This is a genomic window from Micromonospora sp. NPDC007220 (assembly GCF_040634035.1).
GTDB classification, from domain to species: Bacteria; Actinomycetota; Actinomycetes; order Mycobacteriales; family Micromonosporaceae; genus Micromonospora; species Micromonospora reichwaldensis.
Genome location: NZ_JBEYEU010000021.1, coordinates 1 through 16,428 on the forward strand (window position 1 = coordinate 1; position 16,428 = coordinate 16,428).

The following is a 16,428-nucleotide window of genomic DNA, read 5'->3' on the forward strand; positions in this document are numbered from 1 at the left end:
GGGGACCGTCGTGAGGGTGGTTTCCGTTCGGGTCCGCCGCGTGAGGGCGGCTTCCGCGGTGGCGACCGTCGCGAGGGTGGCGACCGTCCGGGTGGTGACCGCGAGGGTGGTTTCCGCGGTGGCGACCGTCGCGAGGGCGGCGACCGTCCAGGCGGCTACCGGGGTGGTGACCGCGAGGGTGGCTTCCGTTCGGGCCCGCCGCGTGAGGGCGGCTTCCGCGGTGGCGACCGTCGCGAGGGTGGCGACCGTCCGGGTGGTTACCGGGGTGGCGACCGCGATGGCGGGTTCCGTCGTGAGGGTGGCGACCGTCCAGGCGGTGTCCGTGGCGGCGACCGCGAGGGCGGCTACCGTGGTGGCGACCGTCGTGAAGGTGGCGACCGTCCGGGTGGCTACCGGGGCGGTGACCGCGAAGGTGGCTACCGGGGCGGAGAACGCCAGGGTGACCGTCGTGAGGGCGGCTTCCGGGGCGGAGAGCGTCGCGACGAGCGGCGGGAGCGTCCGGAGGCGGCGGGGGAGCGTACGGCGGGCCCCGCGCTGCCCGACGAGATCGTCGCGACCGACCTCGACAAGGACGTCCGGGCCGAGCTGCTCTCGCTGGCGAAGCCGGTCGCCGAGACGGTCGCCCGGCACCTGGTGGCGACGGGTCAGCTGATCGACGAGGACCCGGCCGAGGCGCTGGCGCACGCGCTGGCGGCCCGTCGGCTGGCGTCCCGGATCGCGGCCGTCCGCGAGGCGGTCGGCCTGGCCGCGTACCACGCGGGGGAGTGGCAGACCGCGATCGCGGAGCTGCGTACGTACCACCGGATGAGCGGGTTGCAGAGCCACCTGGCCGTGCTCGCGGACTGCGAGCGGGCGCTGGGCCGGCCCGAGCGGGCGATCGACCTGTTCCGTGGCGCGGACCGGGAGAAGCTGGACCAGGCCGTGGCGACCGAGCTGCTGATCGTGGCGGCCGGGGCGCGCGGCGACCTGGGCCAGAAGGACGCCGCGGTGGCCATGCTCCAGGTTCCCGAGCTGACGAGCGAGACGGCCGAGCCGTGGACGGCCCGGCTGCGGTACGCGTACGCCGACGCGCTGCTCGCCGTCGGTCGTCGTGACGAGGCCCGCGAGTGGTTCTCCCGCGCCGCCGACGTCGACACCGAGGGCGAGACCGACGCCGCCGAGCGGCTGCTGGAGCTCGACGGTGTGGTGATCGAGGGCGACGAGGAGGACGAGGAGTCCGCCGAGGCGATCGCCTCCGGCCCCGGTGCCCCGGGTGCGGTACCGGCCCGGCCGGACGCCGACCTCGCCGGCGACACGGAGCCGACCGCCGACGCCGACGCCGACGCCGACGAGGACGAAGACGACGACGAAGGTGACGAGGACGACGAGCAGGACGAGCATTACGAGGACGACGAGCAGGACGAGGCCGCGGTCGCGGCGGTGCCGTCGGACGACCTGACCGACGACGAGCTGACCGACGACGAGGCAAGCACCGTCGCCGCCGGTACGCCCGGCGACGACAGCGGGGCCGCCACCGGCGGTGGCGAGCCCACCGCCTCCGGCGGGTCGGACACCGCGCAGCGATGACGACGGGTGCCGGGGAACGGCTGGTCGACGGGTACGCCCTGGTCGTCTTCGACCTGGACGGCGTGATCTACCTGATCGACCGGCCGGTCCCCGGCGCGGTCGAGGCCGTCGGCCGGCTGCACGCCGAGGGCCGGTCGGTGGCGTACGCGACCAACAACGCCTCGCGCCGCTCCAGCGAGGTGGCCGACCTGCTCACCGGGATGGGTGTGCCCGCCCGGCCCGAGGAGGTGCTCACCTCGGCGGCGGCCGCCGCGGAGCTGCTTCGCGACCAGCTTCCCGCCGGAGCCGCGGTGCTGGTCGTCGGCACCGAGGCTCTGCGGGCCGAGCTGCGCGCGGTCGGGCTGACCCCGGTGTCCCGGGCCGACGAGTCGCCGGTCGCGGTGGTGCAGGGGTTCGGCCCGCAGGTCTGCTGGGCGGACCTGGCCGAGGCCTCGGTGGCCGTACGCGGCGGCGCGACCTGGGTCGCCACCAACACCGACCCGGCCCTGCCCAGCGATCGTGGACCACTGCCGGGCAACGGTGCCCTGGTCGCCGTGCTGCGCACCGCGCTGCGCCGGGATCCCGACGTGGTCGTCGGCAAGCCGGAGCCGGCCCTGTTCACCACGGCGGCCCGACGTGCCGGCGAGGGCCGGACGTTGCTGGTCGGCGACCGGCTGGACACCGACATCGAGGGTGCCCGGCGGGCCGGACTGGACAGTCTGCTGGTGCTCACCGGCGTGAGTGACGCGGCCGAGCTGCTCGCCGCCCCGCCGCACCGCAGGCCGACGTACGTCTCGATGGACCTGGCGGGGCTCTTCGACCCGGCGGCCGTGGTGCGGGTCCCGGGCCCGGCGGACGCCGGTGGATGGTCGGTGGCCGCGCGGGAGGACGCGCTGGAGCTGGCCGGGTCGGGCCGCACGCTGGACGCCCTGGCGGCGCTCTGCGCGACCGTCTGGTCGACGCGGCCGGCGCGGATCCGTCCCGGCTCGGCCGAGGCGGAGAAGGCACTGGCCGAACTCGGCCTGTCCGCCTGACGGGCCGCCGACGCCGAACTGGCTCCCGCCGACGCCGAATCCATCCGGCTGACGGGCCGCCGACGCCGAAATTCATCCCGCCGACGACCGCCCGCATTCCCGGGTCAGGCCCCGAGCGGGTTGGCTCAGAGCAGCTTGCGCAGCTTCATCAGGTCGAGCGGGTTGGCCTTGATCGACACCCGCCGGGACGTGACCGCGCGGGTGATGTCGAGTTCGCCGCGGACCAGTGCGAGCAGGTCGTCGCTGCCGGTGCTCAGCGCGATCTTGGCCTTCGGGTCGTCGCCGTCAGCCAGGTCGACCAGGCGGCCGCCGGAGAGCCGGCCGTGGAAGGCGGTCTCCAAGTCGGTGATCCGGCAGGCCAGCGTCCGGTCGAAGTCGACCTTCTCGCGCACCGTCTCCGCGTTGCGGTCCAGCCGGGCCGCCAGATCCCGCAACGCCTGCCGGCATTCGTCCACGCTGGCCACCATCGCCCCCTCACCGCTCGCCACGCCGTCCCCGGCACCGTACCGCACAGGGCGTCGCGGGGTGCCCGGTAGCGTGGCACCTGCACACCCCCGCCCCGCGGAAGGAAACAGGCATGCAGGACGCGTGGCGCGCCTACCTCGAGCTGGCCATGGGCCTGACGGAGGCGCCCCGGAAGAAGGCCCAGGACGCGGTTCGCCGGGTCGTCGGCTCGGGCGGGGCGACCGCCGCCCAGCTGCAGACCCTCGCCGAGGAGTTGGTCTCCACGGGCGCGGCCAACCGGGAGTCGCTGACCAAGCTGGTGCGGTTCGAAGTGGACCGGGCCCTCGGCGCGGTGGGGCTCGCCACCGCCGACGAGGTCGCCGAGCTGACCCGACGGGTGCACGAACTCGAGCGCCAGCTCCGGGACGCCAAGGCGACCCTCGGCGCCCCGGCGCCGCTGCCCACCGGCACCGAGGCGTCGGCGCACCCGGTGCCCGCCGCCGGGCCGTCGCCCGCCCCGGGCGCGGCCGAGCCGGCCGTACCGACCTCGGCTGCCCCCGCCCCGGTGGCGAGGCCGGCCGTCGCGAAGAAGGCACTGGCCAAGAAGGCCGTGGCGAAGAAGGCGGTGGCCAAGCGGACGCCGTCGGCCCTCGCCCCGACCGAGGGCGCCGCGGAGCCGGTCCGGCCGGCGAAGAAGGCACCGGCCCGCAAGCGGCCGCCGGAGGACGAGGCGTGATGCGCCCGGCCCCGGCGGGGAGCGGATCGTGAGCGGCCCCTTCCGGCCCGGCCCGCCGCCCGGCGCCCGCCCCGGCCCGCCGGGCGCCGGACACGGCTCGGCGACCGGCCCGTTCCGCCCCGGTCCGCCGCCCGCCGCCCGGCCGGGCCCGCGCCCGGCTCCGCCGTCGCTGCCGGAGTCCGCCGACGACCTCGGCGACGACCGGCATCCCGCCGTGGACGCCGCCGTACGGGCGATGGCCAACGCCGCGACGCTCGCCCCGGCCGACCAGATCGCGCAGTACGAGGCGGCGTACGAGACGCTGCGGGAGACCCTCGCCACCATCGACCAGACCTGACCGACCGGAGAAGAACCACGCATGGCACGTCGTAACCGGCTGGACGCCGAACTCGTCCGCCGCGGGCTGGCCCGGTCCCGGGAACAGGCCGCCGCGCTGGTGGAGGCCGGCCGGGTCCAGCTGCGCGGCGTGCCGGCCCGTAAGCCCGCCGCGATGGTCGACCCCGCCGATCCGCTCCTGGTCACCGGCGAGGACCCCGGCTCGGAGTACGTCTCCCGGGGCGGGCACAAGCTGGCCGGCGCGCTGGCCGCCTTCGCCCCGGGCGGGCTGACAGTGGCCGGCCGGCGGTGCCTGGACGCGGGCGCCTCCACCGGCGGCTTCACCGACGTGCTGCTGCGCGCCGACGCGGCGGAGGTGGTCGCGGTCGACGTCGGCTACGGGCAGCTCGCCTGGCCGCTGCGCAACGATCCCCGGGTGCGGGTCTTCGAGCGCACCAACGTCCGTACGCTGACACCGGAGGTCATCGACGGCCCGGTCGACCTCACGGTCGCCGACCTGTCGTTCATCTCCCTGCGGCTGGTGCTGCCGGCGTTGGCCGGCTGCACCCGGCCCGACGGTGACCTGGCGCTGATGGTGAAGCCGCAGTTCGAGGTCGGCAAGGAGCGGGTGGGCGCCGGCGGGGTTGTCCGGGACCCGTCGCTGCGCGCGGAGGCCGTGCTCGACGTGGCCGCCGCGGCGGCCCGGCTCGACCTCGGCCTGGCCGACGTGGCCGCGAGTCCGCTGCCCGGGCCGAGCGGCAACGTCGAGTTCTTCGTATGGTTACGCCGGGACGCACCGCCGGCGGACCCGGAGCGGGTGCGCGCGGTGGTGACCGCCGGGCCGGGTGGCCCGGTGCCGTCCGGCGACCAGCCGGACGCGGCGACGGAGGAGGTGGCCGGGTGAGTGGACTGGCGAGCCCCGCGGTCGCGGGCGTGCCGCGCGGATGCCGCGCGGGCGCGACGGGACGGCCGTCCCGGTGAGCCGCACCGCGCTGCTGGTGACGCACACCGGTCGCCGGCGCAGCACCGAGCACGCCCGCGCCGTCGCCGCCGACCTGATCTCGGCCGGCTTCGAGGTGCGGGTCGTGGCCGAGGAGGCCGACGACCTCGACCTGCCCGGAGTGGTCCCGGTGACCGGCCTCGAGGCGGCCGCGGGCGCGGAGATCGTCTTCGCGCTCGGCGGGGACGGCACCTTCCTGCGCGCGGCGGAGCTGGCCCGCCCGGAGAAGGTGCCGCTGATCGGCATCAACCTCGGCAAGGTCGGCTTCCTCGCCGAGGCCGAGATCGACGACCTGGACAGCGCGGTACGCGACGTGGTCGAGCGCAACTACACCGTCGACGAGCGGCTCACCCTCGACGTGACCGCCGAGTTCGACGGCGGGCCGACCATCGAGTCCTGGGCGCTCAACGAGATCAGCGTCGAGAAGGGCGAGCGCGCCCAGATGCTGGAGCTGATGGTCGACGTGGACGGCCGCCCGCTGTCCCGGTACGGCTGCGACGGCGTGGTCTGCGCGACCCCCACTGGCTCGACGGCGTACGCGTTCTCCGGCGGCGGGCCGGTGGTCTGGCCGGAGGTGGAGGCCCTGCTGCTGGTGCCGATCAGCGCGCACGCGCTGTTCAGCCGGCCGCTGGTCACCGCGCCCACCTCCACGTTCGTCATCACCGTCGACCCGTTCACCACCCTCGCCGTGATGTCCTGCGACGGCCGACGGGTCTACGACCTGCCGCCCGGGGCGCGGGTCACCGTGCGGCGCGGCGCGCTGCCGGTGCGCGTCGTGCGGCTGCGGGACCGCCCGTTCACCGACCGGCTGGTGGCGAAGTTCGACCTGCCCGTGCACGGCTGGCGCGGCAACCGCCGCTGACCCCGGGCCCGGCCGGCGCCGACGGGCCGCCCCGGCGAGGTGTCGGCGGGCGGACGCACCGGCGCGCGCACGCCGGCTGGTCAAGTGTCGGGGGCCGCGTCTACTGTCGGTTGCTGTGCTGGAAGAGCTGCGCATCACCGGACTGGGCGTCATCGAGGACACCACGCTGCCGCTGACCGGCGGCATGAACGTCATCACCGGCGAGACCGGGGCGGGCAAGACCATGGTGGTCACCGGCCTCGGCCTGCTCTTCGGCGGGCGGGCCGACGCCGGGCGGGTGCGCGCCCAGCCGGGCCGGGCGGTGGTCGAGGGCCGGCTGCGGCTCGCGGGCCGCGTCGCCGCCACCGTGCACGCGCGGATCACCGACGCGGGCGGCGAGCCCGACGAGGACGGCTCGGTGTTGCTGAGCCGCACCGTCACCGTGGAGGGCCGCTCCCGGGCGCACCTGGGCGGGCGGAGCATGCCGGTGTCGATGCTCGGCGAGGTGGGCGAGCAGGCGGTGGCCGTGCACGGCCAGTCCGACCAGCTGCGGCTGCTGCGGCCGGCCGAGCAGCGGGCGGCGCTGGACCGCTTCGCCGGCCCGGAGCACGAGAAGCTGCTCGACGCGCTGCGCGAGGCGTACGCCCGCTGGCGCGCGGTGGTCGACGACCTGTCCGACCGGCGGCGCAACGCCCGCGAGCGCAACCAGGAGGCGGACCTGCTGCGGCTCGGCCTCGACGAGATCACCCGGGTGGACCCGCAGCCCGGCGAGGACGACGAGCTGAAGGCGGAGGCGCAGCGGCTGGAGCACGCCGAGGGGCTGCGTACCGCGGCGCAGGTGGCCCACCAGTGCGTGGCCGGCGGCGTGGAGGCGACCGACGAGACGCCGGACGCGGCGGCGCTGCTCGGCACCGCCCGCCGCACCCTGGAGGCGCAGGCCGGCACGGACCCGGCGTTGGGTGAGCTGGCGGGGCGGCTGGAGGAGGCGGCGACTCTCGTCACGGACGTCTCCGCCGAGCTGTCGGCCTACCTCGCCGCGCTCGACGCCGACCCGGCCCGGTTGCAGACCGTCTACGAGCGGCGGGCGGCGCTGCGCGCGCTGACCCGCAAGTACGCCGACGACGTCGACGGGGTGATCGCCTGGGCCGAGCGTGCCCGCACCCGGCTGGCCGACCTGGACACCTCCGACGACCTCCTGGACGAGTTGGACCGGGAGGCCTCCCGGCTGGCCGGTGAGGTGGCCGACCTGGCCGGCCGGGTGTCGACGTCGCGGCAGGAGGCGGCGACCCGCTTCGCCGAGCAGGTCACCGTCGAGCTGGCCGGGCTGGCCATGCCGCACGCCCGGATCGAGGTGGCGGTGCTGCCCCGCGCCGCCGGGCGCGCCGAGCCGACCCTGCCGGTCAACGGCACCGAGGTCGGCGTCGGCCCGGACGGCGGCGACGAGGTCGAGCTGCGCCTGCTGGCCCACCCGGGCGCGCCCTCGCTGCCGTTGCAGCGCGGCGCCTCCGGCGGTGAGCTGTCGCGGGTGATGCTCGCCATCGAGGTGGTCTTCGCCGGCTCGGGCGGGCCACCCACGCTGGTCTTCGACGAGGTCGACGCCGGGGTCGGCGGCCAGGCCGCGGTCGAGATCGGCCGGCGGCTGGCCCGGCTGGCCCGTAGCCACCAGGTGCTGGTCGTCACTCACCTGCCGCAGGTGGCCGCGTTCGCCGACCGGCACTTGGTGGTGGCGAAGGACACGGGCGGGGCGGTCACCACCAGCGGGGTGCGGGTGGTGGAGGACACCGAGCGCGCCCGGGAGCTGGCCCGGATGCTCGCGGGTTTGCCCGACTCGGACCTGGGTATCGCGCACGCCGAGGAGCTTCTCGCCGTGGCGGCCCGGGAAAGGCGCCCGTGAGTCGGCGATTGTGAGCACAGGCACACCGGCCTGCGCGTTAGTGTGCTTCCCTGGGTAGGCGGCCCTGCTCAGGCATGTCGCGACAGAATTGCCTGCCTCACATGCCAGGATGGTCACGATGCGTCTACCCACGTTGCGCCGGACCCGGAACGCGGAACCGGGCAGGATCCTCGGCACCGCACGCCTCGACCGCCGGACAAAACGCCTGGTCGGCCGGCTCCGCCCCGGTGACATCGCGGTCATCGACCACGTCGATCTCGACCGTGTCGCCGCCGACTCGCTCGTCGCCGTCGGCGTCGGCGCCGTGCTCAACGCGAAGCCGTCGGTCTCCGGCCGCTACCCCAACCTCGGGCCCGAGGTGCTGGTCGCCGCCGGCATCCCGCTCCTGGACGACCTGGGGGAGGGGGTCTTCGAGCGGATCCGCGAGGGCGACACCGTCCGGATCGAGGGCAACACCGTCTTCCTCGGCGACGAGCCGGTGGGGCACGGCAGCCTCCAGGACGCCGAGTCGGTGGCCAAGTCGATGGCCGACGCCCGGGAGGGGCTCTCGGTCCAGTTGGAGGCGTTCGCCGCCAACACGATGGACTACCTCCGCCAGGAGCGCGACCTGCTCCTCGACGGGGTCGGCGTGCCGGAGATCCAGACCGAGATGCAGGGGCGGCACTGCCTGATCGTGGTGCGCGGCTACGACTACAAGGCCGACCTGGACGTGCTGCGCCCCTACATCCGCGAGTTCAAGCCGGTCCTGATCGGCGTCGACGGCGGCGCGGACGCGCTGGTGGAGGCCGGCTACACGCCGGACATGATCATCGGCGACATGGACTCGGTCACCGACGACGTGCTGCGCTGCGGCGCCGAGGTGATCGTGCACGCCTATCCGGACGGCCGGGCGCCCGGCCTGGCCCGGGTCAACGGCCTCGGCGTGCCGGCGGTGACCTTCCCGGCGGCGGCGACCAGCGAGGACCTGGCCATGCTGCTGGCCGACGAGAAGGGCGCCTCGCTGCTGGTCGCGGTCGGCACCCACGCCACGCTCGTCGAGTTCCTCGACAAGGGCCGCGGCGGGATGGCCTCCACGTTCCTGACCCGGCTCAAGGTGGGCGGCAAGCTGGTCGACGCCAAGGGCGTGAGCCGGCTCTACCGGCAGAGCATCTCCGGGTCGTCGCTGCTGCTGCTGGTGCTCTCCGCGATCGCGGCGATGGCCTCGGCCGTGGCGGTCTCCACCGTCGGCAAGGCGTATTTGGGCGTGGTCTCCGAGTGGTGGAACAATTTCGTGTTCCAGCTTGAACAGCTTTTCTAGCGTCCCACCGATCAAGAGGCTGCAGGTGTGATCAACTTCCGGTACCACGTCGTGTCCCTGACCGCCGTCTTCCTCGCGTTGGCGATCGGCCTGGTGGTCGGCACCGCCGCCCTCAACGGCCCGGTTGCCGACTCGCTCAAGGAACACGTCAACGGGCTGCGCAAGGACAACCAGCTGATGCGCCAGGCGGTCCAGAGCATGGAGAAGGAGCTCGAGCTCGAGGAGGAGTTCGCCGCCCAGATCGCGGAGGTCGTCCTGCCGGGCACGCTGACCGGCAAGCGGGTGCTGGTCGTCAGCCTGCCCACCGGGCGCGACCACACCGAGGGCGTGGTCAAGATGCTCCAGCTCGCCGGCGCCCAGGTGACCGGTCGCATCGACCTGCAGGACAAGTTCATCAACCCGGACAACAACAACAACCTGCTGGAGCTGGCGGTCACCGCTGCCCGCCCCACCGGCGCGCCGACCGCCGACCTGCCGAGCAACAGCAACGGTGTCGAGACGTCCAGCGCGCTGCTGGCCAGCGTCCTGATCGACCGGGCGGCCGGTGCCACCCCCGTCACCGAGGCCGACCGGCGGGCGGTGCTTGCCGCCTACGTCAACGCCAACTACCTGACCACCGAGAAGCCGGTCACCGCGCCGGCGGAGGCCGTCGTCCTGGTCAGCGGGCAGCCGTATGTGGACAAGGACTCGGCGAAGAAGGACGAGGCGGTGCTCAAGGTCGCCGAGCAGTTCGACCAGGCCGGCACCATCGTCGTCGGCGGCAACGGCTCGGCTGGCGGAAACCTGGTGGCCGCCGTCCGGAGCGACCCGGTGCTGGTGCAGACCATCTCCACCGTCGACAACGCCAACACCAACCAGGGCCAGCTGGTCACCGCCCTCGCGCTGGTGCAACAGGTCACCGAGAAGAAGGCCGGTCAGTACGGCGTCGCCGACAACGCCACCCTGCTGCCTAGACTGCCCCAGTGATGCTACGACGTACCCCGGTGTCCGGATCCAGCCTCGCCCACGTACGGCGGGAGGGGGACGCGTGAGCCTGCTCGGTCGACTGCTGATCGCCGGCGCGGGCGCCGCCGCCGCCCGTTACGCCCTGCGCGAGGTGCGCACCTCGCCGGCCGGGCCCGCGCTGGAGCGGACCAACTTCCGCGGCCGCACGGTGAGCCTGGCCGCCGGCCCCGCCCTCGCGGCAGGCGCCGCCGCGACGGGCGCGTTCGGCGCCTCCAGCGGCCCGTCGGGAGCCGCGGCCCTGGTCGCCGGGGTGGGTGCCGGGGCGGTCGGGCTCTACGACGACGTGGTCGGCACCCGGCCGGAGCAGAAGGCGGCCAAGGGGTTCGCGGGGCACCTGGCCGCGCTGCGCGAGGGCCGGGTCACCGCCGGGCTGGTCAAGGTCGTCGGGGTGGGCGCCGCGGGCCTCGGCGCCGCCGCGCTGCTCGCCGCGGACCCCCGGGTCGCCGGGCACCGGCGTCGCCAGCGGCAGGGCCCGCTGGGCCGGGGCGTCGACGTGCTGCTCGGCGCCGGTGTCATCGCCGGCACCGCGAACCTGCTCAACCTGCTGGACCTGCGTCCCGGCCGGGCGCTGAAGTCCGGCCTCCTGCTCGGCGCCCCGCTGGCCGGTGGCCCGCACGGCGGGATCGCCGCCGGTGCCGTCGGCGCCGCCGCCGGGCTGCTCCCCGCCGACCTCGGCGAGGACGTGATGCTCGGCGACAGCGGCGCGAACGCGCTCGGCGCGCTGCTCGGCGTGGCGCTGGCCGCGCGTACCGGGCCCGTCGGGCGGGCCGGGCTGCTCGCCGTGCTCGCCGGCCTCACCGCGGCCAGCGAGAAGGTCAGCTTCACCCAGGTCATCCAGCGCACCCCCGGGCTGCGCGAGCTCGACGCACTGGGCCGGCGCGCCGACTGACGTGACGACCCCGGCACCCCTCGCCGGCGCCGGCCGTGTCGCCGGAGCGGCCGCGCTCATCGCCGTACTCACCGTCCTCAGCCGGCTCGCCGGCTTCGGCCGTACCGCCGTCTTCACCTGGGTCGTGCAGAAGAGCGACCTCGGCGGCATGTACGTCATCGCCAACACCGCGCCGAACATCATCTTCGAGATCGTGGCCGGTGGCGCGTTGGCGAGCCTGGTCGTACCGCTGCTGGCCGGGCCGGTCGCGGCCGGTGACCGGCGCGCGGTGTCCGCCACCACCGGGGCCCTGCTCACCTGGACGGTCACCCTGCTGGTGCCGCTGGCCGTCCTGGTCGCGGTGGCGGCCGGCCCGATCGTGTCGCTGCTCAGCGAGGGGCGCTCCGAGGCCGAGCTGGCGGCCGGGGCGCGGATGCTGCGGGTCTTCGCCCCGCAGTTGCCGCTCTACGGCGTCGGCATCGTCCTCACCGGGGTGCTCCAGGCACACCGCCGCTTCGCCTGGCCGGTGATCGCGCCGCTGCTGTCCAGCCTCACCGTGATCGTGGTGTACCTCGTCTTCGCCGGGACGGAGGGACGAAGCGTCGGCGTGGCGCAGGTGAGCGGTGGAGGCGAGCTGCTCCTGTCGGCCGGCACCACGCTCGGCGTCGTGGTGCTGTCGCTGTCGCTGCTGGTCCCGCTGCGCCGGTTGGGCCTGCGGCCACGCCCCGGGTACGCGTTCCCGCCCGACGCCCGGGCGCGGGTGGGCGGGCTGGCGATGGCCGGGGCGATCACCGTCACCGCGCAGCAGCTCGCGCTCCTGGTGCTGCTCAACCGCGTCTCCGGCGGCCCGACCGGATCGCCGCAGGTGTTCAACCTGGCTCAGACGATGTACCTGCTGCCCTGGGCGGTGCTCGCGGTCCCGCTCGCGGTGGCGGCGTACCCGACGCTGGCGACCGCCGCCGCGGCGGGGCGGGACGAGGAGTACCGGCGCACGCTCTCCTCGACCGTGCGTGGGGTGGTGCTGTTCAGCTGCCTCGGCGCGGCGGCACTGGTCGGCACGGCCGCGCCGGTCGCCGCGTTCTTCTACCCGGGCGACCCGGCCTCCACCGCCGCGGCCATCGCCGGCTTCGCCCCCGGGCTGCTCGGCTACGGCCTCTTCGCGGTGCTCTCCCGCGCCCTCTACGCACGGGGCGACACCCGCCCGGCGACCTTCGCGATCACCGCCGGCTGGCTGGCCGTACCGGTGGTGGCGGTGCCGCTGGCAGTCCTCCTGCCGGTGACGGACCGGGTGCTCGCGGTCGCCCTGGCCAACTCGGCCGGGATGGTGCTGCTCGGCGGGCTGCTGCTCGTCGCGGTGTGGCGCTCGGCCGGGCGCCCCGCGCTCGCCGGAGCGGGCCGGGCCGGCGCCGCCGGACTGCTCGCCGGCGCCCTGGCCGCGCTCGCCGGAACGGCCCTCGCCCGCTGGCTCGACGCGGCCGCCGGCGGCACCCCGACGACACCGGGTGCACTCGTGCAGGGCATGCTGTCCGGAGCCTTGGTCGGCGTCGTGTTCCTCGCCGTCGTCTGGCTGGTCGACCGGCGGGACGTGACGCCGCTGCTCGCCGGGGTGCTCCGGCGGCTGGGCAGGGCGGGCCGGCGTGGGCCGGCGGCCCCCGCCGATGGGACGGGCGAGGGCGACATCCCCCCGGAACGGGGTGGCGGGAAGGAGACGGTGTCCCGGTGAGCGGGTGCAGGACGGGTGACCGGCCGACGACTACCGACGAACGGGGGTGGTCGCGGTGACGCAGCCGGCACCGTTTCCCGGCTGGCGCGGCACGGTGGCCCTGCTGCTCGCCTCCAGCACCGGCGGCGTCGGGCAGCACGTCCGCTCGCTGGCCGAGGGGCTGACCGCCGCGGGCGCCTCCGTGCTGGTCTGCGGCCCCGCCGCGACGCAGGAGCAGTTCGACTTCACGGGCGTCGGCGCCCGGTTCCTGCCGGTGGAGATCCCGGCCAGCCCGACCCCGGCCGACGCCCGCGCGGTCACCACGCTGCGCCGGGCCCTCGCCGCCGAACCGGTCGACGTGCTGCACGCCCACGGCCTGCGCGCCGGGCTCGTCGCCGTGCTCGCCCGACCCGCCGCCCCGCTCGTGGTCACCTGGCACAACGCGGTGCTCGCCGGCGGCCTGCGCGGTGGCGTGTCGCGCCTCGTCGAGCGGGTGGTCGCCCGGGGCGCCCGGGTGGCGCTCGGCGCCTCCACCGACCTGGTCGAGCGGGCCACCGCGCTGGGCGCGGCGGACGCCCGGCTCGCCCCGGTCGCCGCGCCGGCACTGCCCGCGCCGCGCCGCCGCCGGGCCGCCGTCCGCGCCGAGTTCGGCGTCGGCCAGGACCGGCCGCTGATCCTCTCCGTGGGCCGGCTGCACCCGCAGAAGCGGTACGACGTGCTGATCGACGCCGCCGCCCGGTGGCGTACCCGGACACCGGCGCCGGTCGTGGTGATCGCCGGCAGCGGCCCCGCCTACCTGCCGCTGGCGGCCCGGATCTCCGCCGCCCGGGCCCCGGTGACCCTGCTCGGGCACCGCACCGACGTGGCCGACCTGCTGGCCGGGGCCGACCTGGCGCTGGTGACCAGCGACTGGGAGGCCCGTCAGCTCTTCGCGCAGGAGGCGATGCGGGCCGGCGTACCACTGGTGGCGACGGCGGTCGGCGGCCTGCCGGAGCTGGTCGGCGACGCCGCGGTGTTGGTGCCGCCGGCGGACGTGGACGCCGTCGACGCGGCCGTGCGCGCCCTGCTCGACGACGACGCCGGGCGGGCCGAGCTGGCGCGGCGCGGCGCCGCCCGGGCCGCCTCCTGGCCCACCGAGGCGGACACCCTTGCCCAGTTGGCGGCGCTCTACGCCGAGCTGGCCCCGCACGGCGCCGGACCGGCCGCCCCCGGCGCCGACGCCCCGTCGACGGGACGCCGGTGATGCGGCGCAGAATCGCCCCGATCCTGCTGACCCTGGTCGTGGTGGCGCTGGGCATCACCGCGCTGACCGCCCGCCCCGAACGGGCGGCGTCGCCCGGGCGTACCGCCGACTTCGTGGTGCTGGTCGGGGTTGCCGGGCTGCGCTGGGAGGACGTCGACCCGCAGACCACGCCGACGTTGTGGCGGATGGCCCAGGACGGCTCGATCGGCTCCCTGTCGGTCCGTTCCGCGCACCGCCCGACCTGCCCGGTGGACGGCTGGCTGACCCTCGGCGCCGGCAGCTACGCCGCCTGGAACGGCAGCCGGCAGGCCGGGGGCTGTCCACCGGCCCAGGTGACGGTCGAGCAGCCCGACGGCATCGGCGCGAACCTGCCCGACCAGGAGAGCGTCGTCCTGCACAACCAGGAGCGGCTGCCCTGGGGCACGGTGCCCGGCGCGCTGGCGGAGTCCGTGCGCTGCTCGGTGGCGGTCGGGCCCGGCGCGGCCGTGGCCGCCGCCCGACCGTTCGGCCGCGTCGACCGGTACGCGCCGGCGCTCCCGGCGGACCCGACGGGCCTGCTCGGCTCCTGCGTGCTGAGCATCGTCGACCTCGGCACGGTCACCGGCGAGGACCCGGCGGCCCGGGCCGCGGTCGCTCGGGAGGCGGACGCCCGCCTGGCCCGGGTGCTGGCCGCCCGGCCGCCCCGCTCGCTGGTGCTCGTCGCCGGGGTGTCCGACACCGACGCCCCGTCCCGGCTGCACGTCGCCGTCGCCGACGGGCCGGGTTGGGAAGGCGGGTGGCTCACCTCGGCCAGCACCGGCCGCGAGGGGTACCTGCAACTGGTCGACCTCGCGCCGACCGCGCTCACCGCGCTGGGCCGGCCGATGCCCGAACGGCTCTTCCTCGGCCGCCCCGCCGAGTCGGTCGGCGGGCGGCCGGCGGACCTCGCCGCCGCGATCGCCGCGCCGGCGGACGCCGACCGGGAGGCGGCCGCCCAGCGCCGGGTGGCCGACTGGTTCTTCACCCTGCTGGCCGGCGCCCAGGTGCTGCTGGCCGTGGCGGTGCTGCCGCTGCTGCGCCGGGCACGCCGGCACGCCGGCCCGTACGGCCCGGAGCCGGTCTCGCGGCGGGTGGTGGCGGTCGTGGAGCTGCTGCTGGTCGCGGCGGCCCTCGCCGTCCCGGCCGCGCTGCTGGCCGACGCCGTGCCCTGGTGGCGCGGGGACCACGCGGGCGTCTACTTCGCCGGGGTGACCGTGCTGCTGCTGGTCGCCGCGACCGCCGTGGTGCGGCTCGCGCCCGGGCACGCGAGCACGCTCGGTCCGCTCGGTGCGGTGGCCGGCCTGACCACGCTGGCCGTGGGGCTGGACGTGCTCACCGGCGCCCGCCTCCAGCTCAACGGGGTGGTCGGCTACTCCGCCCTGGAGGGCGGCCGGTACGCCGGGCTGGGCACCGTCGGGCTCGGGGTGTTCCTGGCCGGGTCCCTGCTGAGCGCGGGATGGCTGGCCCAGCGGGTCCGCCGGTCCTGGCGGCCGCCCGTGATGGTGGCCGTCGGCGGCGCCGCCGTGCTGGTCGTCGGCAGCCCGTACCTGGGGGCCGACCCGATCGGCGCGATCGCGCTGACCGCCGGGCTGAGCGTCGCCGCGGCGATCAGCGCCGGCGGCTGGCTGACGATCAGCAGGCTCGCCTGGGCCACCATGGCCGGGCTCGCGCTGACGATCGGCTTCGCGGTGCTCGACCTGCGCCGGCCCGCCGCCGAGCGGGGCAGCCTCGGCCGGTTCCTGGCCGCCGTCGGTGACGGCACCGGCGGGCTCACCGTGCACCGCTCCAGCACGGCCAACTTCGAGACCCTGGTCAACAGCCCGCTGACGGTGCTGGCCCTGGCCGGCGCCCTGCTGGTCTGGTTCGCCCTGCTCCAGCCGTGGGGCGGGCTGATGCGGCTGTTCGGCATCTACCCGGCGATGCGGGCGGCGATGGCCGGCACCGCCGTCGCCGCGGTGATCGGCGGGGTGCTGGGCGGCGACGCCCTGGACGTGGCCGGCGCGGCCGCCGCCCTGGTGGTGCCGATGGCGGCGCTGGCCGCGCTGCGGGTGCTCGACCACTCCACCGACCGCACGCTGCCCGACGCGGCCCGCCCGCGCGACGAGGGGCCCGGCGGTACGGGCGACGGCTCCGGCGGGGACACCGGCGGGGGACCGGACGGCGCCGGCCCGGACCGCCCGGCACCGCCCGGCGCGGGGCCGGGCGCCGCCCGTACCCCCGATGCGGGTGCGGGACCGGCCACGGCGGCGGCGCCCCCGGCTCCGCGCGCCCCGGGCCCGGCGACCGGGGCGGCCGGACCGACGGCCGCAACCGGCGCGGGGGAGCGCGCGCCGGCCGGCCTGGCATCGACCGAGGTCACCGCCGGCTGAGGCGCGGGCGGGACGTCCCGCAGCCCGCTCCGGGTGCGCCCGGCGGGTGGGCCGGGAGAGGTGTTACCGTGGAATCCCGTGGATCGCGTGATCACTTGGCTGATCGGCACGGCGGTC

General features: G+C 76.3%; 14 protein-coding genes and 1 pseudogene. 13 read left to right on the plus strand and 2 right to left on the minus strand.

Annotation, left to right across the window (positions count from 1 at the left end; genetic code table 11):
• Positions 1 to 630 (minus strand): annotated as a pseudogene (locus ABZ573_RS25755) (hypothetical protein); the annotation flags it as partial.
• Here ABZ573_RS25755 and ABZ573_RS25760 point away from each other — a divergent pair.
• Positions 586 to 1,566 carry a Replicase polyprotein 1ab gene (locus tag ABZ573_RS25760; RefSeq protein ID WP_358121629.1) on the plus strand — a complete coding sequence of 327 codons (981 nt, stop codon included), beginning with the start codon at positions 586 to 588 and terminating at the stop codon, positions 1,564 to 1,566. The pseudogene ABZ573_RS25755 and the gene ABZ573_RS25760 overlap by 45 nt on opposite strands.
• Entirely contained in the window at positions 1,563 to 2,579 is a 1,017-nt protein-coding gene (locus tag ABZ573_RS25765) for an HAD-IIA family hydrolase (RefSeq protein ID WP_358121541.1), read from the plus strand. The genes ABZ573_RS25760 and ABZ573_RS25765 overlap by 4 nt, the downstream gene beginning before the upstream one ends.
• Before the next feature lie 125 nt (positions 2,580 to 2,704).
• On the opposite strand, the gene ABZ573_RS25770 is transcribed toward ABZ573_RS25765, so the two are convergent.
• Positions 2,705 to 3,043, minus strand: a complete 339-nt coding sequence (locus tag ABZ573_RS25770; RefSeq protein WP_132234479.1) for an SCP2 sterol-binding domain-containing protein — start codon at positions 3,041 to 3,043, stop codon at positions 2,705 to 2,707.
• Positions 3,044 to 3,156: 113 nt separating this feature from the next.
• Here ABZ573_RS25770 and ABZ573_RS25775 point away from each other — a divergent pair, with 113 nt between their 5' ends.
• From ABZ573_RS25775 to ABZ573_RS25825, 11 genes are all read left to right on the plus strand, one after another.
• Complete coding sequence (locus ABZ573_RS25775; RefSeq protein ID WP_151457614.1) at positions 3,157 to 3,759, plus strand: hypothetical protein; 603 nt, start codon at positions 3,157 to 3,159, stop codon at positions 3,757 to 3,759.
• A 28-nt stretch (positions 3,760 to 3,787) separates the two neighbouring features.
• A complete protein-coding gene (locus ABZ573_RS25780) occupies positions 3,788 to 4,096 on the plus strand; it encodes a hypothetical protein (RefSeq protein ID WP_327027799.1) in 309 nt (102 codons plus the stop codon).
• A gap of 21 nt (positions 4,097 to 4,117) precedes the next feature.
• Positions 4,118 to 4,978, plus strand: coding sequence for a TlyA family RNA methyltransferase (locus ABZ573_RS25785; RefSeq protein WP_151455230.1), 861 nt, complete (start codon positions 4,118 to 4,120; stop codon positions 4,976 to 4,978).
• A 40-nt stretch (positions 4,979 to 5,018) separates the two neighbouring features.
• Positions 5,019 to 5,936 (plus strand): NAD kinase, encoded by a 918-nt coding sequence (locus ABZ573_RS25790; RefSeq protein WP_151455229.1) that lies wholly within the window; start codon positions 5,019 to 5,021, stop codon positions 5,934 to 5,936.
• A gap of 115 nt (positions 5,937 to 6,051) precedes the next feature.
• The gene (gene recN, locus ABZ573_RS25795; RefSeq protein WP_151455228.1) at positions 6,052 to 7,809 is read left to right on the plus strand and encodes a DNA repair protein RecN; all 1,758 of its coding nucleotides are present in this window, start codon (positions 6,052 to 6,054) and stop codon (positions 7,807 to 7,809) included.
• A 118-nt stretch (positions 7,810 to 7,927) separates the two neighbouring features.
• A complete protein-coding gene (steA, locus tag ABZ573_RS25800) occupies positions 7,928 to 9,106 on the plus strand; it encodes a putative cytokinetic ring protein SteA (protein ID WP_151455227.1) in 1,179 nt (392 codons plus the stop codon).
• 27 nt (positions 9,107 to 9,133) lie between these two features.
• Entirely contained in the window at positions 9,134 to 10,072 is a 939-nt protein-coding gene (locus tag ABZ573_RS25805; protein WP_151455226.1) for a copper transporter, read from the plus strand.
• A gap of 61 nt (positions 10,073 to 10,133) precedes the next feature.
• Positions 10,134 to 11,000 carry a hypothetical protein gene (locus ABZ573_RS25810; RefSeq protein ID WP_151455225.1) on the plus strand — a complete coding sequence of 289 codons (867 nt, stop codon included), beginning with the start codon at positions 10,134 to 10,136 and terminating at the stop codon, positions 10,998 to 11,000.
• 1 nt (position 11,001) lies between these two features.
• Positions 11,002 to 12,702, plus strand: coding sequence for a lipid II flippase MurJ (locus ABZ573_RS25815; RefSeq protein WP_358121545.1), 1,701 nt, complete (start codon positions 11,002 to 11,004; stop codon positions 12,700 to 12,702).
• A gap of 55 nt (positions 12,703 to 12,757) precedes the next feature.
• Positions 12,758 to 13,924, plus strand: coding sequence for a glycosyltransferase family 4 protein (locus ABZ573_RS25820; RefSeq protein WP_358121547.1), 1,167 nt, complete (start codon positions 12,758 to 12,760; stop codon positions 13,922 to 13,924).
• Positions 13,924 to 16,311, plus strand: a complete 2,388-nt coding sequence (locus ABZ573_RS25825; protein WP_358121549.1) for a hypothetical protein — start codon at positions 13,924 to 13,926, stop codon at positions 16,309 to 16,311. The genes ABZ573_RS25820 and ABZ573_RS25825 overlap by 1 nt, the downstream gene beginning before the upstream one ends.
• Positions 16,312 to 16,428: the final 117 nt, after the last annotated feature.

Coding starts and splice junctions, on each gene's coding strand:
- ABZ573_RS25765 (WP_358121541.1), top strand. CDS start 1,563: ATGACGACGGGTGCCGGGGAACGGCTGGTCGACGGGTACGCCCTGGTC.
- ABZ573_RS25785 (WP_151455230.1), top strand. CDS start 4,118: ATGGCACGTCGTAACCGGCTGGACGCCGAACTCGTCCGCCGCGGGCTG.
- ABZ573_RS25775 (WP_151457614.1), top strand. CDS start 3,157: ATGCAGGACGCGTGGCGCGCCTACCTCGAGCTGGCCATGGGCCTGACG.
- ABZ573_RS25790 (WP_151455229.1), top strand. CDS start 5,019: ATGCCGCGCGGGCGCGACGGGACGGCCGTCCCGGTGAGCCGCACCGCG.
- steA (WP_151455227.1), top strand. CDS start 7,928: ATGCGTCTACCCACGTTGCGCCGGACCCGGAACGCGGAACCGGGCAGG.
- ABZ573_RS25825 (WP_358121549.1), top strand. CDS start 13,924: ATGCGGCGCAGAATCGCCCCGATCCTGCTGACCCTGGTCGTGGTGGCG.